Annotated in this window: 17 protein-coding genes; 9 read left to right on the top strand and 8 right to left on the bottom strand. The window is 66.3% G+C overall.

Annotation, left to right across the window (positions count from 1 at the left end; all coding sequences use genetic code 11):
- Positions 1-10: 10 nt before the first annotated feature.
- Together BLW56_RS08095 and hemC are read right to left on the bottom strand one after the other, a co-directional pair.
- Positions 11-700, bottom strand: a complete 690-nt coding sequence (locus tag BLW56_RS08095; RefSeq protein WP_093510035.1) for a uroporphyrinogen-III synthase — start codon at positions 698-700, stop codon at positions 11-13.
- Entirely contained in the window at positions 697-1,644 is a 948-nt protein-coding gene (hemC, locus tag BLW56_RS08090) for a hydroxymethylbilane synthase (protein WP_093510034.1), read from the bottom strand. Before hemC ends, BLW56_RS08095 begins: the two co-directional genes overlap by 4 nt.
- A 63-nt stretch (positions 1,645-1,707) precedes the next feature.
- Between hemC and tsaD the strand changes: the two genes are divergently transcribed.
- The 3 genes from tsaD to BLW56_RS08075 all read left to right on the top strand — a co-directional run bounded on the left by tsaD (position 1,708) and on the right by BLW56_RS08075 (position 5,337).
- Positions 1,708-2,742: a tRNA (adenosine(37)-N6)-threonylcarbamoyltransferase complex transferase subunit TsaD gene (gene tsaD / locus BLW56_RS08085; protein WP_093510033.1), complete on the top strand. Its 1,035-nt coding sequence runs from the start codon at positions 1,708-1,710 to the stop codon at positions 2,740-2,742.
- Positions 2,739-3,731, top strand: coding sequence for an NAD(P)H-dependent glycerol-3-phosphate dehydrogenase (locus tag BLW56_RS08080; protein ID WP_093510032.1), 993 nt, complete (start codon positions 2,739-2,741; stop codon positions 3,729-3,731). Before tsaD ends, BLW56_RS08080 begins: the two co-directional genes overlap by 4 nt.
- Before the next feature lie 76 nt (positions 3,732-3,807).
- Complete coding sequence (locus tag BLW56_RS08075) at positions 3,808-5,337, top strand: lipopolysaccharide biosynthesis protein (RefSeq protein WP_177175877.1); 1,530 nt, start codon at positions 3,808-3,810, stop codon at positions 5,335-5,337.
- A gap of 3 nt (positions 5,338-5,340) precedes the next feature.
- On the opposite strand, the gene BLW56_RS08070 is transcribed toward BLW56_RS08075, so the two are convergent.
- Both BLW56_RS08070 and BLW56_RS08065 read right to left on the bottom strand, forming a co-directional pair.
- Positions 5,341-5,598 (bottom strand): hypothetical protein, encoded by a 258-nt coding sequence (locus BLW56_RS08070; protein WP_093510031.1) that lies wholly within the window; start codon positions 5,596-5,598, stop codon positions 5,341-5,343.
- A gap of 58 nt (positions 5,599-5,656) precedes the next feature.
- Complete coding sequence (locus BLW56_RS08065; protein ID WP_093510030.1) at positions 5,657-6,655, bottom strand: adenosine kinase; 999 nt, start codon at positions 6,653-6,655, stop codon at positions 5,657-5,659.
- Positions 6,656-6,765: 110 nt separating this feature from the next.
- Between BLW56_RS08065 and BLW56_RS08060 the strand changes: the two genes are divergently transcribed.
- Both BLW56_RS08060 and BLW56_RS08055 read left to right on the top strand, forming a co-directional pair.
- Complete coding sequence (locus tag BLW56_RS08060) at positions 6,766-7,446, top strand: EI24 domain-containing protein (protein WP_093510029.1); 681 nt, start codon at positions 6,766-6,768, stop codon at positions 7,444-7,446.
- A complete protein-coding gene (locus BLW56_RS08055; protein ID WP_256203347.1) occupies positions 7,443-7,826 on the top strand; it encodes a hypothetical protein in 384 nt (127 codons plus the stop codon). The genes BLW56_RS08060 and BLW56_RS08055 overlap by 4 nt, the downstream gene beginning before the upstream one ends.
- Before the next feature lie 7 nt (positions 7,827-7,833).
- Here BLW56_RS08055 and queG read toward each other — a convergent pair whose 3' ends face one another.
- On the bottom strand, positions 7,834-8,886 hold the full coding sequence (gene queG, locus BLW56_RS08050) for a tRNA epoxyqueuosine(34) reductase QueG (protein ID WP_093510028.1): 1,053 nt from the start codon (positions 8,884-8,886) through the stop codon (positions 7,834-7,836).
- Between the two features lie 66 nt (positions 8,887-8,952).
- Here queG and BLW56_RS08045 point away from each other — a divergent pair, with 66 nt between their 5' ends.
- From BLW56_RS08045 to msrB, 4 genes are all read left to right on the top strand, one after another.
- Positions 8,953-9,909 carry an ABC transporter ATP-binding protein gene (locus BLW56_RS08045; protein WP_093510027.1) on the top strand — a complete coding sequence of 319 codons (957 nt, stop codon included), beginning with the start codon at positions 8,953-8,955 and terminating at the stop codon, positions 9,907-9,909.
- Positions 9,906-11,153, top strand: a complete 1,248-nt coding sequence (locus BLW56_RS08040; RefSeq protein WP_093510026.1) for an ABC transporter permease — start codon at positions 9,906-9,908, stop codon at positions 11,151-11,153. The genes BLW56_RS08045 and BLW56_RS08040 overlap by 4 nt, the downstream gene beginning before the upstream one ends.
- A gap of 124 nt (positions 11,154-11,277) precedes the next feature.
- The gene (locus tag BLW56_RS08035) at positions 11,278-12,534 is read left to right on the top strand and encodes a cytochrome P450 (protein WP_093510025.1); all 1,257 of its coding nucleotides are present in this window, start codon (positions 11,278-11,280) and stop codon (positions 12,532-12,534) included.
- 55 nt (positions 12,535-12,589) lie between these two features.
- Positions 12,590-13,078 (top strand): peptide-methionine (R)-S-oxide reductase MsrB, encoded by a 489-nt coding sequence (gene msrB, locus BLW56_RS08030; protein ID WP_093510024.1) that lies wholly within the window; start codon positions 12,590-12,592, stop codon positions 13,076-13,078.
- 10 nt (positions 13,079-13,088) lie between these two features.
- On the opposite strand, the gene BLW56_RS08025 is transcribed toward msrB, so the two are convergent.
- From BLW56_RS08025 to BLW56_RS08015, 3 genes are read right to left on the bottom strand one after another with little or no spacing between them, the layout of a single operon-like run.
- Entirely contained in the window at positions 13,089-14,966 is a 1,878-nt protein-coding gene (locus BLW56_RS08025) for a hypothetical protein (RefSeq protein ID WP_093510023.1), read from the bottom strand.
- Complete coding sequence (locus BLW56_RS08020) at positions 14,963-15,394, bottom strand: GtrA family protein (RefSeq protein ID WP_093510022.1); 432 nt, start codon at positions 15,392-15,394, stop codon at positions 14,963-14,965. The genes BLW56_RS08025 and BLW56_RS08020 overlap by 4 nt, the downstream gene beginning before the upstream one ends.
- Positions 15,395-15,415: 21 nt before the next feature.
- The gene (locus BLW56_RS08015; protein WP_093510021.1) at positions 15,416-16,951 is read right to left on the bottom strand and encodes an NAD(P)/FAD-dependent oxidoreductase; all 1,536 of its coding nucleotides are present in this window, start codon (positions 16,949-16,951) and stop codon (positions 15,416-15,418) included.
- Positions 16,952-17,032: the final 81 nt, after the last annotated feature.

The following is a 17,032-nucleotide window of genomic DNA, read 5'->3' as shown; positions in this document are numbered from 1 at the left end:
TCGAACGACCCTATTTCGTACCTTTGTGCCACAAAGCGCGCGCCTGTGCCAATATTGCGACATCGTCCGGCTGTTCCGCAATGGCAAGGTCGCGCCAGCCTGTACCCGCCGCCGCCGCGACCGCGGGGCTGATCGCGACCAGCGACAGATGATCGCGCCTCATACCGACAAGATCGGATATGCGCCGCGCCGCGCGCATCGAATGCGCAAGCAGGATGGCAGGCGCGGCCGTCAGCTCGGTCCATCCGGCGGGCGGAGGAACCGGATCGACGGCATAGCAGGGCAGCGGCACGACCGCGACGTCCAGCGCGCTGAATTCGGACCGGTCCTGGCCGCAAAGCCATAATATATTTCGGATATTTGCCGACGTCATGTCGTCAAGAAGTCGCTGCGCGCCCGCCGATCCGGTCATGGCCACCGTCAGACCCGCCGCCTCTGCCGCGCGCGCCGTCGCTGTACCGACGGCATGGACAGGCAGCGATGCCAGTTCGGCGAGCCCCTGCCCGGCCAAGCGTGCAGCGAAGGCACTGGTCAGCAGCAAGGCATCGTAATCGCCGGCTCGCGGCGGCGTCCAGTCGACCGGCCGCGCGTCGAAAAGCGGCATCGCAAACGCTTCGAATCCCATCGCCCTCGCCCGTTCGACCGTCGCCGCGTTACCCGGCTCGGGCCGCGTCACGATCAGCGGCGGGGAGGCGGTCATGCCGCGAACAGGCGCCGGACGCTGTCGGGCGCCTGTTCGATCAGCCGGCGCGCCAGCGCCGGGACCGTTCCCGAATCGGTGACGACGACATGCCCTGCGGCGTGATCGGCGCCGTCTTCGGAAAAAATCTCGGCATCGAGGCGCAGTGCGCCATCATCTTGCCACGACGCATGCGCCGCGACGGGCGACCGGCAATCGCCGCCGAGTGCCGCCAGAAATTCGCGCTCGGCCGCGACAGCAAGATGGGTTGGCGTATGATCGACCGCGGCGAGCAATGCGCGCGTCGCGGCATCGTCGGCCCGGCATTCGATCCCGATCGCGCCTTGCGACGCGGCGGGAAGCAGCAGGCTCGCCTCCTGCACCGTCCCGATGTCGTGCATCCCGAGCCGTTCGAGCCCGGCCGCCGCAAGCAGCGTCGCATCGGCATCGCCGGCCGCGATCTTCGCAAGCCGCGTCGCGACATTGCCGCGCAGCAGCACGGTTTCGAGGTCGGGCCGGATCCGCTTCACCTGCGCCGCACGCCGCGGGCTGCTCGTTCCGAGCCGCGCGCCGTGCGGCAGGTCGGCGATCGCCGCCGCCGCGATCCCCTCGCGTACGACCAGCCGGTCGCGCGGATCGGCGCGTTCGAGCATCGCACCCAGGAAAAAGCGCGCGTCGCGCAGCGTTTCGACATCCTTAAGCGAATGGACCGCGATATCGATCGCTCCGGCGTCGAGCGCAGCGTCGAGTTCGCGCGTCCACAGTGCCTTGCCGCCGACCTCGGCCAGCGCGCGGTCCTGAATCTTGTCGCCCGTCGCGGTCATCGGCACGATTTCAAGCGCCGCCATGTCGATACTATGGCTGGCAATCAGCGCCGCCATCGCCATATGCGCCTGTGCCATCGCGAGCGGGGAGGCTCTTGTGCCGATCCGCAGCGGGTTTTCGGGGGTGGGAAGTCCATTCATGCGCAAGCTGCTAGCGCGGCTTGCCCTGCCGATAAAGGGGCGGGTAAAGGAACGCGCAACAATATGACCCTGATCCTCGGCCTTGAATCGAGCTGCGACGAAACCGCGGCAGCGCTCGTCGACAGCGAACGGCGCATATTGGCGTACCGCGTCGCGGGGCAGGAGGCCGAACATAGCCCCTATGGCGGCGTCGTTCCCGAAATCGCGGCACGCGCACATGTCGACCGGCTCGCGCCGATCGTCGAAGGCGTGCTCGCCGACGCCGGCGTGTCGCTCGCCGATGTCGACGCGATCGCCGCAACCGCGGGGCCGGGGCTGATCGGCGGCGTCATGGTCGGGCTCGTCACCGGCAAGGCGCTCGCGCACGCCGCAAACAAGCCGTTGATCGCGGTCAATCACCTCGAAGGCCACGCACTGAGCCCCCGCCTTGCCGAACCGGGTCTCGAATTTCCCTATCTGTTGCTGCTCGTCTCGGGCGGGCATTGCCAGTTGCTGCTCGTGCGCGGGGTCGGCGACTATCGCCGCCTCGCAACGACGATCGACGACGCTGCGGGCGAAGCCTTCGACAAGACCGCAAAGCTGCTCGGGCTCGGCTATCCGGGCGGCCCCGCTGTCGAGCGCGTGGCAAAGGATGGCGATCCGCATGCGGTTCCGCTGCCGCGCCCGCTCGTCGGCAGCGCCGAACCGCATTTTTCCTTCGCCGGGCTCAAAAGCGCTGTTGCGCGCGCCGCCGCATCGGGTGCGCACTCCATCCCCGATCTCGCCGCCTCCTTCCAGCAGGCCGTCGTCGATTGCCTCGTCGACCGGAGCCGGATCGCGCTTGCCGCCTGTCCCGACGCAACCGCCTTCGTCGTCGCGGGCGGGGTCGCCGCCAACGGCGCGATTCGCGGCGCGCTGACCGATCTCGCCGCACGCTTCGACAAGCCTTTCGTGGCGCCGCCGCTGTGGCTTTGCACCGACAATGGCGCGATGATCGCGTGGGCGGGCGCCGAACGTTTCACGGCAGGCCTCACCGACCCGCTCGACACCGCCGCGCGCCCGCGCTGGCCTCTCGATCCGGATGCCGAAGCCGTGCGCGGAGCTGGAGTGAAAGCATGACGTCATATGCCAACTTCGGCGTGATTGGCGGCGGCGCGTGGGGAACCGCGCTCGCACAGCTCCTCGCCGCCGACGGTGCACCTGTGCGACTATGGGCGCGCGAAGAGGATGTCGTCGCCGATATCAATACCGGACACCGCAACCGGGCTTTCCTTCCCGATGCGGCACTTTCTCCCTCGCTCACCGCAACCGGCCATCTTGCCGACATGGCCGATCTCGACGCGCTGCTCGTCGTCGTCCCCGTGCCCTTCTTGCGCGCCGTGCTGACCGACCTTCCGACGGGTAACGCGCCGCTGATCTTTTGCAGCAAGGGCATGGAGGCAGGCAGCTTCGCCTTCCCGATCGACATGGCGCGCGACCTCACGCCGCAGCGGCCGCACGCCGTGCTGTCCGGCCCGACCTTCGCGCACGAAGTCGCCGCCGGCCTCCCCACAGCAATCACCCTCGCCGCCGCCGATGTCGAACTCGCAACCGATATCGCACATGCGCTCGCGCGCCCGCATTTCCGTCCCTATGTTTCGACCGATGTGATCGGCGCCGAGATTGGCGGGGCGGTGAAGAACATCCTCGCGATCGCCTGCGGCATTGTCGATGGCGCCGGACTCGGGCTCAACGCGCGCGCTGCGCTCATCAGCCGCGGCTTCGCCGAAATGACGCGTTTTGGCCTCGCGCGCGGCGCACAGGCCGAAACGCTTGCGGGGCTTGCAGGCCTCGGTGACCTTGTGCTGACCTGCACATCGTCGAATTCGCGCAACTTCGCGCTCGGACAGGGGCTCGGCCGCGGTGAAGCCGCCGAGGTGCTGATGGCCGACCGCCGTACCGTTGCCGAGGGAGCGTTCAGCGCACCCGTCGTCGCCGCAGCCGCGCGCGCCGATGGCATCGACATGCCGATCACCGACACCGTCGCGCGCCTTGTTTCCGGCGAAACGCGCGTCGGCGACGCCATTCAGGCCCTGCTCAGCCGGCCGCTGCGACCCGAAGGACGATGAATTGCTTCGCACAATTGCCTGCCTCCCCCGACCGCGCTAAACTGCGCGGCGGGGTAAAGCAGAAGGGGCGCTAGGCTTGAGCCACACCGATAGCGCAGCCGCGCCCCGATCACCCGACTCGACCTCGCGCGATGCGGACACCGCCGCGCTGGCCAAAGGCGGGCGCACCAATTTCTTCGGCTTCATCCTTCGCCTCGTCGCGCGCCTGCCCTTCCTTTACGTGGCGGGCCGCTGGTACGGACCCGAGGCGGTCGGGCGCTTCGCCTTCGCCGTGCTCGTTATCGAACTCGTCGCGCAGCTTGCGACGCTCGGTCTCAAACGCGGCCTCGCCGAGCAACTGAGCGCACCGGGCGCCGACCAACGCACCGTTGTGTGGGACGGCATGTTCGTCGCCTTCATCGCCTCGGCGGCCGGATCGCTGCTGCTCGGCATCTTTCCGCAGCTGATGTTTCCGTCGGGCGGTATCGACAGCGCCGATCGCTGGATGGCGTTGCTCGTCTTCGCGATCGCGGGGACAGATATCGCGCTCGCCGCCTGCGCCTATAAATTCGACGTCGGCGCCACCGTGCGCGCGCGTGCAGTCGTCGAGCCGTGGGTCATCAGCGCCGCTGCGGCGGGATTCTGGTTTATTTCGGCGCGCGACGGGCTGATGCTGTCCTATGCCGCCGCGATGCTCGGCGCCTTCCTGACCGCGCTGATCCCGATGCTGCGCCACTATGGCAGCCCGCAGGGATGGCAACCGCATCCCGCCCACCTGATCGCAGTTGCGCGGCGCAACGCGCCGCTCGCCGCCGCCGACGCGATCGAATGGGGCACCCGCCGCCTCGACCTGTTCATCCTCGGCCAGTTCACCTCGCCGACGATCTACGGCATCTATTATATGGCGCAGCAGGTCGCCTCGCTGCCGCAGAAGCTCAAGACGAGTTTCGAACCGATCCTCGGCCCCGTGATCACGCGCAACCTCGCCGAAAACCGGCTCGCCGCCGTCGCCGCGCAGGTCAGCCAGGTCGGCTTCTGGATCATCGCCGCGCAAGCCGGCGTCGCGCTCGCGCTCGGCATCCCGGGCGAGGCGGTGATGGGTCTCGTCGGCCCCGAATTCGTCAGCGGCACCGCCGCGCTCGCCTTCCTTCTTGCGGCCGAAGTCGTCGCGGCGACCGCAGTCGTCAGCGAAGCGGCGCTCGTTTATGTCGCACGCCACCGCAACCTGCTGATCAGCATCGCGACGCTTGCGCTCCAGGCCGCGCTCAGCGTTGCGCTGATCCTGATCGCGAAGTCGATGGGGCTCCCGCCGATCACCTATGCGGGCGCTGTCGCCCTCGCGCTGATGCTCGCGCTCGGTTTTGCCTCGCTGGTCAAGGCGCGCCTGCTTGCGCGTATTCTCGGCGCGCCGGTCAACAGCCTGCGCTGGGCGCTTGTCTGGGCGACCGCGGGCGCGACGATCCTCGGTTATGGTGCGACGCAGCTTCCCGAATGGGCCGAACTGCTGATCGGCGTGCCCTTCATCCTCGGCATCTATGGCTGGCTGATCTGGACGCGCGGTTTCGGGCCCGCGGACCGCGAATTGTTCCGGAAACACCCCGATCCGGCCGCCACTCCCGCCGCCTGATCGTCAGTCGACCGCCTTCTGCGCTGCATCGCCGACATCTTCGGCAGCGTCGCCGACCTTCTGCGCCGCTTCGGCGATCGCCCCGCTCTCCGCCTTTTCATTCGAAAGAAACTGGAAAGCGAAAAAGGCGGCGATCAGGATCGCGACGAGGAAAATCAGGCCAAGGCCCATTCCGCCGCCGCGGCGCGGTTCGCGGTCGATGACGGTGGTGGTGTGCGTCGTCCCGTCGGGATCGCGTGTCGTGTGGATTTCGTCGGCCATAAAGAAAACTCCCATGCCTGTGATGCGGCATAGGACGCTCGGCGACCGGCGAAAGTTCCTAGCCCAGCCGTTCGGCAACCTTCGCCTTGAGGTCGACCTGCGCGCGCGGGCCAACCTGCGCGATGATTTCGCGCGCACATACGGCGCCCATCGTCAGGCAATCGCCGATCGGCCGCCCATCGGCCAAGCCTGACAGGAAACCGGCGGCGAACAGGTCGCCCGCGCCCGTCGTGTCGACGACCGTATCGATCGGCTCGGCACCGACCTCCGTGCGCGTCCCGCCCTGCAGCGCGATCGCGCCGTCCGAGCCGCGCGTGACGATCAGCAACGGCACCTGCGGCGCAATCTTCGCAACCGCCGCCTCGAAATCCTCGGTCTCCGCAAGAGCGCAGATTTCGACCTCATTCGCGAACAGGATGTCGAACAGCCCCTCGGTGATCAGCTTGCGGAAATCCGCGCCGTGCCGGTCGATGATGAAGGCATCGGATAAGGTGAAAGCGACCTTGCGACCCGCCGCGCGCGATACGTCGATCGCGCGGCGCATCGCCGCACGCGACAGCTCGGGATCCCACAAATAGCCCTCGAGATAGAGGATCTCGCTATCGGCGATCCACGCCTCGTCGATCATGCGCTGTTCGAGAAGATGGCTCGCGCCGAGGAAGGTGTTCATCGTGCGCTGCCCGTCGGGTGTGACGAGAATCAGGCAGCGCGCGGTCGGCGCACCTTCCTTCAGCGGCGGGGTTTCATACGCGACGCCAAGCGCGCGCAGATCATGCGTGAAGACATGGCCGAGCTGGTCGTCTGCGACCTGGCCGATGAAGGCACAGCGTTCGCCAAGCGCCGCCATGCCCGCGAGCGTGTTCGCCGCCGACCCGCCCGACACCTCGACCGCCGGGCCCATCGCCGCATAGAGACGTTCGGCCTCTTCGCCGTCGATCAGCCGCATCGAGCCTTTGGTCAGGCCTTCGGCCTCGATCAGCGCATCATCGGCGCGGGCGAGAACATCGACGATGGCATTGCCGATGGCGACAACGTCGAAACGGGCGGTGGAAGCCATGAAAAATCCTGTGCTGTATGGGAAAAGCTGCGCGCGCCTTTAAGGGCGACGGCGCGCCAAGGCAAGCGCGGGCGCTTGACGCAGCGCTCCGCGCCGCTCATCCACGAGCGATGGCCCGCGCCGTTCACGCTTTCCTGCTCGCGCTCAGAGACCTGCCCCAGCCGCGCGTGCTCCGCGTGCTAGCGCAAAGCCTCGCGCTCACCCTGCTCCTCCTCGCCGTTTCGGGCGCCGCACTCTTCTTCGGCTCGCGCTGGTCGCTTGCGCACTGGAAATGGCTGGACGCGGCGCAGCTCGACATGGCGGGCATATTGATCGTCCTCCTCATCATCGCGGGCAGTTGGCTGCTGTTTCGCGCGGTCGCGATCGTCGTCGTCGGCCTGTTCGCCGATGCGATCGTCGCCGATGTCGAGGGACGCCATTATCCCGCTGCGGCCCGGCGTGCCGTCGATGTCGGCTGGCGCCAGAATATCGCGCTCGCACTCGCGTCGCTCGGCCGGCTGATCGGCGGCAATCTGCTCGCCCTGCCTATCTATATCCTGCTGCTTGTCACCGGAATCGGCACACCGATCTTCGCGCTGCTCGTCAATGCGCTGCTCCTTGGCCGCGATCTCGAGGCGATGGTGCTCGCGCGCCACCCCGGTCATCCGCGCTTCGACCGGTCGGCGCGCTGGTCGCTCGGCCTGCTGTCCGCCGCAAGCTTCGTGGTTCCCGTCGCCAATTTGTTGGCGCCGATTCTCGGCGCCGCTATGGCGGTCCACATGCTGCATCTCGGCAAGGGGGATCCGAATTGACGATAGAAAACCGCCGTCTGGCCGCCATCGCCGGACTCGCCTTGACGCTGGGCGCCTGCGCCGGTCCCGCCATCCCGCGCGCGACGCCGCCACCCCCGACGGGCGGTCCGCCGCCGACCACCGTGGTGAAACCGGTCCAGAATAACGCGCTGATCGGAAGCAGCGCCGACGCGATCGGCCGGATGTTCGGCAAACCGCGGCTCGACATCACCGAAGGCGCGGGCCGCAAGCTGCAGTTCGCGGGATCCAACTGCATCCTCGACATCTATTTCTATGCGCCGCGCGCGGGCGCCAATCCCGTCGCGACGCACGTCGACGCGCGCACCCCCGACGGCCGCAACGCCGAGGTGAACAGCTGCGCGCAATCTCTGCAACGCTAGAGCGACGTCACGACGCCAATTCGGCGAGCGCCCACAAGGCCGCGTCGGCGACCATCGGCGATTCGTCCTTCGCCAGCCGTTCCAATGCCGGAACAAACCGCCTGTCGCCGCTGTTTCCGGCCGCCATCGCGGCGTTGCGCGCCATCCGTCCCCGTCCGATCCGCTTGATCGGCGACCCCGCGAACACCTGCCGGAACCCGGCGTCGTCGAGGTCGAGCAGATCCGCGATCGACGGTGCGGCCAGCTCGGCGCGCGGCAGAAAGGCCCGATGCGTGTGCGCGGTGTCGGCGAACTTGTTCCACGGGCAGGCCGCAAGGCAATCGTCGCAACCATAGATGCGGTTGCCGATTCCGCGCCGCAGCGCGACCGGGATCGGGCCATTATGTTCGATCGTCAGGTACGAGATACAGCGCCGCGCATCGAGCCGATAGGGCGCAGGAAACGCCTGTGTCGGGCAAGCGTCCTGGCACGCCGAACAGCTGCCGCACGTGTCGCGGCCCGGCGTCGAAGGCGCAAGCTCCAGCGTCGTGTAAATCGCCCCCAGGAACAGCCAGCTGCCATGGTCACGGCTGACGAGGTTGGTGTGTTTGCCCTGCCAGCCGAGGCCGGCGGCCGCCGACAGCGGCTTTTCCATCACCGGCGCGGTGTCGACGAACACCTTCACCTCGGCGTCGCGAACCTCGGCGACCAGCCAGCGTGCGACGGCTTTCAGCGCTTTTTTCACGACGTCATGATAGTCGCCGCCCTGCGCATAAACCGAAATGCGCCCGCGTGTCCGATGCTCCGCCAGCGCCAGCGGGTCGAGCGCGGGGGCATAACTCATACCCAATGCGATCACCGACTGGACCTCGGGCCACAATCCCCTGGGCGATCCGCGCTGCTCGGCGCGGCTTTCCATCCAGATCATGTCGCCGTGGCGCCCCTCGGCCAGCCACTGGTTCAGCCGCGCGGCGGTTTGCGGGGCCGCGTCGGCGCGCGCGATCCCGAACGCCGCGAATCCATGTTCGCGCGCGACCGCTTCGAGGCGTTCTTCCAAAGAGGGCAAGGCTTCGGCAACCATTGGCGCTCTATACGCGAGCGGTCTCGCCGTGCCATAGTCCGGTGAGGGGATGATCGGGGACCAGGTTTGAACGATTTCAGTGTCGAGGCGAACGGCCTCACCAAATATTTCGGCGATTACAAGGCCGTCGATCATGTCAGCCTCGCGGTGCCGACCGGCAGCATCTATGGCGTGCTTGGCCCCAATGGCGCGGGCAAGACGACAAGCCTGCGGATGACGCTCGGCATCATCGACCCCGACGAGGGGACGAGCCGGCTGCTCGGCGACCACAAACCGCAAAGCGTGCGTAACCGCATCGGATATCTCCCCGAGGAACGCGGGCTTTATCCCGGCATGAAAGCGCGCGAGGCGATCGCCTTCATGGGCGCGCTGCGCGGGCTCGACTGGGCCGAAGGCCGTCGCCGCGCCGAACGCTTCATGACCGAACTCGGGCTCGAACGCGTCGTCGACACCAAAATCCGCAAGATGTCGAAAGGCATGGCGCAGATGATCCAGTTGATCGGCTCGATCGTCCACGCCCCCGACCTCATCGTCCTCGACGAACCTTTCTCGGGGCTCGATCCCGTGAATCAGGAACGGCTCGAAATGCTCGTGCGACGCGAGCGCGAACGCGGGGCGACGATTCTCTTCTCGACGCATGTCATGGCGCATGCCGAACGGCTCTGCGACCGGATCGCGATCATCGCCCGCTCGGCGCGCCGTTTCGAAGGCACCGTCGACGAAGCGCGCGCGCTGCTGCCGATGCAGGTTCGCTATACCCCGCGCGATCAAGACGATCCGGCTGCGGTCGCCGCCTATCTGCCCACGGGCGCCGAGCGCCATGCCGAGGCCTGGCATTTCACGATCGGCGACGCCGATGTCGAACCATTGCTCGCGCGCATCACCGCGAGCGGTCATGGCGTCACCGGGCTGTCGATCAGCCGCCCGGCGCTGCACGATGCCTTTGTTCATATCGTCCGGCAGGTCGATGCGGGCTTCGACGCCGACGCCGCCCAGGACGCCGTAGAGGAGGCCAGCGCATGACCCCCTTCCTTCGCAGCATGTTCGTTGTTGCGCGGCGCGACTTTCTCGCGATCGTCGCCACCCCGACCTTTCTCCTCTTTCTGCTTGCGCCCCTGTTCATGGTCGCGATGGGGCTCGCCGGCGGTGTTGGCGCGTCGCAGCTCGCCGACAGTGCGCGCGGTGCCGGCCGCATCGTCGTCGTCGCCGACCCCGCCGATATCGAGGCATTGCGCGCTGCCGACACGCGCCTCCGCGCCGCGATGGCGCGCGAGCCCGCGACGCTCGACATCCGGATCGCGGGTCCGGCGAACGCCGATCCCGTCGCGATCGCGCGCGAAAAAGGCAGCGACACCTATGCCGTGATGAGCGGTCCGCTCACGGCACCGCGCATCGTCGAACGCGAAAAGGGCAGCAGTTCGGGACGCTATCTGGGCTTGCTGGCGGGCGATGTGCAGCGTGCCCGCGCCGCCGGCCCGCTCCCGTCGATCACCCCCGATTTCGAGGCCTTGTCGAGCGGTGGCACCAGCATCGCGGTGCAACAATCTCTCGGCTTCGGTGCGGTGTTCATCATCTTCCTCCTTACCCTGCTCCTCGCGGGCCAGACGGTGAGTTCACTCGCCGAAGAAAAGGGCAACAAGGTCATCGAGATCCTCGCCGCCGCGGTCCCGCTCGAAAGCGTGTTCCTTGGCAAGCTGCTCGGCATGCTCGGTGTCGCCGTGCTGTTCATCGCCTTCTGGATGGTCATCGCGATGGGCGGCGGGCTGGTCGCGGCGACGCAGGTCGATCCCGCCGCCATCGCTGCGGCGGGCAAGGCCGGCAAGGCGGCGAGCGCACTCGCCTCGATGCCCGCGACCGGCTGGACCTTTTTCCTCGGCATCGGTTTCGCCTATTTCATCCTGTCCTTCCTCCTGCTCGGCGCGGTCTTCCTCGGCGTCGGGGCGCAGGCGGGTTCGGTGCGCGAAATCCAGATGCTCAGCCTACCGATCACCATCTTCCAGGTCGGCATGTTCAGCCTTTCGGCGGGCGCCGCGAGCGCGCCGGGAAGCGGCCTCGCCCATTTCGCCCAGATTTTCCCCTTCTCCTCGCCGCTCGCAATGGCGGCGCGCGCCGCAACCGATGATTCGAAAACGGTCCATCTGCTGGCGCTCGGCTGGCAGGCCGTCTGGGTCGCACTGGTGATCTGGCTTTCGGTCCGCCTCTTCCGCGCCGGCGTGCTGAGCAGTGGCAGCGGCTGGAAATTCTGGAAGAAAAGAAAGGCCGTGTGACGCGTTCGCCTCGCACCAAATTCGGGTGATCCGATCCGCGGGATTGCTTCGTTGACAAAGCTGTAAATAGTGGCATTCTGCAACTGAATCGGCCGCGCCAGACGGCCGCGCAGAGGAGCTGCCAATGGCCACCCAGATCCGCGTCGAATCCGAAGCCCCCCATCCGCTCGATGTCAGCCGCGCCGACATGTGGCGCGAAGACAAGTGGCAGGAACCGATGCGCCAGCTACGCGCCGAATCGCCGATCTATTATTGCGAGGATTCGAAGTTCGGCCCCTATTGGTCGGTGACGACCTACAAGCCGATCCAGCATGTCGAAGCGCTGCCGAAGATCTTCTCTTCATCGTGGGAATATGGCGGGATCACCGTCGCCGGCGACGGAGTCGAATATCTGAAAGAGGGTGAGATCCCGATGCCGATGTTCATCGCGATGGATCCGCCGCAGCACACCGCACAGCGCCGCACCGTCGCGCCCGCCTTCGGCCCGTCGGAGATCGAGCGTATGCGCGCCGACACCGTCGCACGCACCGCGGCGCTGATCGACACGCTGCCCGTCGGCCAGCCCTTCGATTGGGTCGAAAAGCTCTCGATCGAGCTGACGACCGACATGCTCGCGATCCTGTTCGATTTCCCATGGGCCGACCGCCACAACCTCACCCGCTGGTCCGATGCGCTCGGCGACATCGAATCCTTCGACACCGCCGAGCTTCGCCACGCGCGCACCGCGACGGCATTCGAAATGGGTGCGGCGTTCAAGGAGCTTTGGGATCATAAGGCGAAGAATCCCGGCAAGCACGACCTCATCTCGATCATGCTTCAGTCCGACGCGATGAACCATATGAGCGAGCATGAGTTCATGGGGAACCTGATCCTGCTCATCGTCGGCGGCAACGATACGACGCGCAATTCGATGTCGGCCTATGCCTATGGCCTCCATTGCTTCCCCGAAGAACGCGCGAAGCTCGAGGCGAATCATGATCCCGACCTCGCGGTCAACGCGATGCACGAAATCATCCGCTGGCAGACCCCGCTCGCGCACATGCGCCGCACCGCGATGGAAGATACCGAATTATTCGGTCACCAGATCAAGAAGCGCGACAAACTCGCCCTGTGGTACGCCTCGGCAAACCGCGACGAAGAGATTTTCCCCGATGGCGACCGGATCATCGTCGACCGCGAAAACGCACGCCGCCACCTGGCCTTCGGCTATGGCATCCATCGCTGCGTCGGCGCGCGTGTCGCCGAACTCCAGCTCACGACGCTAATTTCCGAAATGCAGAAGCGCCGCCTGCGCGTGAACGTCCTGTCGGAACCCGAACGCGTCAACGCCAGCTTCGTCCATGGCTATCGTCATATGCAGGTCGAACTCGAACGATATTGACGGGGGATGTAACCGGGCGCGACCGGCGCGCGTATTCCGGGCAAGGAGTCCCGATATGATCGACCGCCGTCACATTCTCTCCGGTCTCGCGCTTGGCGGCGCGGTGATCGCCGCGCCCATGTTGTTCGCAAGGCCTGGCAAGCGCCCGGCAGGCGAAGCCGGCTGGCAATTGTCCGACGCCGAATGGAAAAAACGCCTGTCGCCGCTTCAATATCGCGTGCTGCGCGAGGCGGCTACCGAACGCGCCTTCACCAGCCCGCTCGACAAGGAAAAACGGGCCGGAATTTTCGCCTGCGCCGGCTGCGCGCTGCCGCTCTATTCGAGCAAGACCAAGTTCGACAGCGGCACCGGCTGGCCCAGCTTCTGGGCGCCGCTCAAAGGGGCGATCGGCACCGCGACCGACCGCGAACTCGGCTATGCACGCACCGAAGTGCATTGCCGGCGCTGCGGCGGCCATCTCGGCCATGTGTTCGACGACGGGCCGAAACCCACCGGCAAGCGCTATTGCATGAACGGCGCAGCGCTGAGCTTCCGCCCCGCATAGCCCCGCGCGGTCACTTCGCCGCGGGCCTGACCCGCCACACCGACAGCCCCGCGCGCGACGCAATTGGCACGGGTTCGAGCCATGCTGGCGGCGTTCCGGCGTAAAGCTGCGCCGCCAACGCATCCTTGCGCGCGTCCCGATATTTGCCGAAGTCATTCGCCGTGCGGCAATAGACGATCAGCGTCGCCTGTTGCTTGCGGGCCAGCGCCTCGGCCTTCGCCGGATCGTCCGCGAAAATGCGGATCGTGTCGGCCATCGCTTCTTTGTTGCGGTGATGCGGCGTCGCGACGAAGCTGTGACGCGTCCAGAACATCAGCGGGGCGCCAAGGTCGATCGGGGTCAGGATGGTGGTCGCCGGCAGCCGGTCCAGATCGGCAAGCGCGACCGAATCGAGGCAATTTTCCTTATAGGGATTTACCGTCGCCGCCTCTTCCCCGGCCGCCATCGCTTCGGCCTTCATCGACGGAATCAGCGGGCCGAGCAGCGTTGCCACGGCCATGCTGCCCAGCAGCGGCAGCGTCAGCGCGGCGGCAACCGACGCAAGGATGCGCGGCACGGTCGAGGCTATCGTTCGCGCCCAGGCCCAGGCGCGAAGTCCAAGCCAGGCGCAACCGGGCAAGGCGAAGAGGTGCGCGGTCGACGCGCTGCGCAGGACGAGCAACGACAGCGCCGCCGTTCCAACCAACGCGACGATGATCGTCGCCCAGTTTCTGCGGTCGGCCGCGAGGGTGCAGCTCCGCCAGGCAAGGATCGCCCCAACGAGACCGATCAGCGAGGGAATGAGCACATGGATCGCATCGCTTGCCCCCGACATCCACAGCGGCTGCCCTTCGAGGACATGGCGATACCAATATTTCACGACGATCGGATCGAGCGTGGCGAAGGGTCCGTTCGCGCATTGCGGCTCGGTCCATAGCAGCGCCCCCGCAGCCGATACGCCCGCTGCGCCGAGCAGCAGGAACCGGATCGATGCCCGGCCCGGGTTTATCCCGGCGGCAGCAAAGGTCACTGCCGCCGCGGCGACAAAGGCGGCCATATAGGGGGCCGAAAGCGAATCGCACCATGTGCCCGAAAGCCCGAGGGGACCGCGCGTCGCAAATTGAATCAGCAAGGCTCCGCCCGCGAGCGCGCCCATATAGCCGCAGAGCCGCGCGCGGTCGTCCGCGCGTCCATCGAGCGCCCAGCGCAGCGCGGCCAGCCCCGCAAACAGCGCGACGAGCGGCAACCCTTCGATCGACACCGCGAGCAACGCCGCGGCGAAGATACCGCCGAGCACGCCCGCCTTCCAGGTCGCCGGGCGCAGCGCCTGCGCCATGACCAGCATCGCGAGAAAGATCTGCCAACCGTGATGATCGACCCGGAGCGGTCGGAATTGCGCGACGATATAGGCCGACATGATCAGGAACAACGGCGCGACATAGGCGATTCGCCGGTCGGACAGTCCCCGGTAACCGAGAACGCAAGCGACGCTGAGCGCCGCACCGAGCAGCGGCGGCCACAAGGTCATGACGATCCGTTCGGCCATCGTCTGCCCGAACAGCGGTTTCAGCAGCAGGATACCGGCCGCCAGCGGGGCATCGACGATGCGCGACCAGTGCATCAGCACCCCGCCGCCCGCCGGATTGACGCGATATTGCGACAAGTCCCACCAGCCCTGTCCGGCAAGCAGGTCGCGGACTTGCGCCATGCGCATCGCATCGTCGGTGTCGGCCAGTTCGAGCGCGCCGATCGCATGCCATTTCGCGCCGATCGCGACGAGGCTCATCAAGCCCCAGACGATCAGCGCGATACGGACCGGCGTGAACCACGGACTAAGGCCGATATCGCCCGACGATGCGGCGCGAACCGGTGGCTGCCCGCCTGCGGCAAGCGCGGGCGCATCATTCATGCGGCGACGGTCCGGAAGACGATATGTCGGCGCAGCAAATAGGTCGTCTGAAAGCTGACGGCGATCGCTGCGAGTTTCGCGAGTCGCGGATCGAGGCCGAGCGCGCTGCCCCCGCCGACGATCGCGGTGGTCACCGCGAGCCCGACAAGCGCCGACCCGACGAAGAGCAATTTCTGGCGATGGCGCTCACCGGTGCCGCGCGCCGCGGCGCCGTCGGCAAAGACGAGTCGGCTCGACACCATCCAGTGTACGAGAATCCCGGCGCAATAGCCTGTCGCCGACGCCGTCACCGGCGACATACCTGCGTCGAGCAGCAGCAGGAACAGCCCCGCGTCGCTGCCGAGCGCAAGCGCGCTCGCGAGTAGATAATTCAGCCAGCGAATTTCGCCGCGCCGCACCGACGCGATCAATTTCGTGACAGGCAGCATGCCGATCCCCCCGGCGAGCCCTTACGCGGCCTTCGCCACGCGCGTCGGCACTTCGCGGACCGACGCCAGCGCCGCCTGCTCGCCCTCGGTGCCGCTCTCATGATATTCGGCATCTTCGTTGACGCCCCAGATATCATAGATTTTTTCGCCCGCGACGATGTTGCGCACCGTCAGCATCGCGGTCATCATCGCATGATCCTGGTTGTTGTAACGGTGCATGCCGTTGCGCCCGACCATGTGTAGCGTCGGATAGCGCGCCTCGAGTTCGCTGCGCATCGTCTCGACATGCGCGGCATATTCGTCGTCATAGACGGGATAGGCCTTTTCCTGCCGTACGACGGCGCCGCCGACGACATCTTCGGGATCGCACAGACCCAGGATTTCCATTTCCTTCGTCGCCAGCGCGATCAGTTTCTCGTCGCTCGCGGTCCAGAGCCCGTCGCCCTCGAAACAGAAATATTCGAGCCCGACGCACGCGAGTTCGGGATCGGGCACCATTTCGGGCGACCAGCTACGGAAATTCTGCACCCGGCCGACCTTGACCTTGCTGTCATGGATATAGATCCAGTTGTCGGGGAACAGGTCTTCGGACCGGATCTTGAGCGCGACGGTCAGAAAGTCGCGATATTTGAGGTTCGGTGCGGCATTCAGCGCGCACGCCGGCAGCGGATGGATCCGCGCGGCAAGCTCGCGCATCGGCGCAGAGCTAATCACATGGGCCGCGTCGATGACGACATCGCCGTCGGGAGCGGTCGCGGTCATCCGCCAGCGGCCCGTCTTCTGGTCCTGCGTCAACTGTTTGAAGCCATGCGCCATCAGCACATGGTTGCCGCCCGCGACGACCTTGTCGCGCGCTGCATCCCACATCATGCCGGGGCCGAGCCGCGGATAGCGGAAGGTTTCGAGCAAGGTCTTCGTCGCCATGCCGTCGTTGGGCTTCTTGTTGAGCCCGAGGCTGCGCTTCAGCCCGTCGATCACCGCGCCGCCGAGCGAAAGCCCCTTGATGCGTTGCGCAGCCCAGTCGGCCGACATCTCGTCGCACGGCATGCCCCACACCTTCTCGGTATAGGTTTTGAAAAAGATCGAATAGAGCTTCCGCCCGAACTGGTTGATCGTCCAGTCCTCGAAACTGCGGACCTTCTTGTTGGGAAACAGCTTCGCCTCCGCATAGCTCACCATGCACAAGGTCGAACGAATGATGCCGAGGTTCCACAGCGCCTCGAACGCGCGCAGCGGATAGCTATAGAATTTGCCCTCATAATAGATGCGGCTCATCCGCGGGCGCTCGATGAAATCGTGCGGCAGTATCTCGTTCCACAAATCGACGACTTCGCGGCTCTTCGAAAAGAAGCGATGCCCGCCGATGTCAAAGCGAAAGCCCTCATGCTCGACCGTCCGGCTGATCCCGCCGACATAGACGGGATCCTTTTCGATCACCGTCACGCTGTAACCCTGCTGCGTCAGCTGATAGGCGGCGGTCAGCCCCGCCGGCCCCGCACCGATGATGGCGACGTCGACGCTCGTCGGACGGCTTTTCGAACCAAAGGCTTCGGACATTATGATTATTCCCCACAGGCAAATTCTTGCTCGCTACCCCTGTGGCTAATCATGGCTAAAAAGTGGTTAATATCGCCGCGC

The organism is Sphingopyxis sp. YR583 (genome assembly GCF_900108295.1).
GTDB lineage: Bacteria > Pseudomonadota > Alphaproteobacteria > Sphingomonadales > Sphingomonadaceae > Sphingopyxis.
The sequence above is the reverse complement of the archived record's forward strand: the minus strand, read 5'-3'. Positions and strand labels throughout refer to the sequence as shown.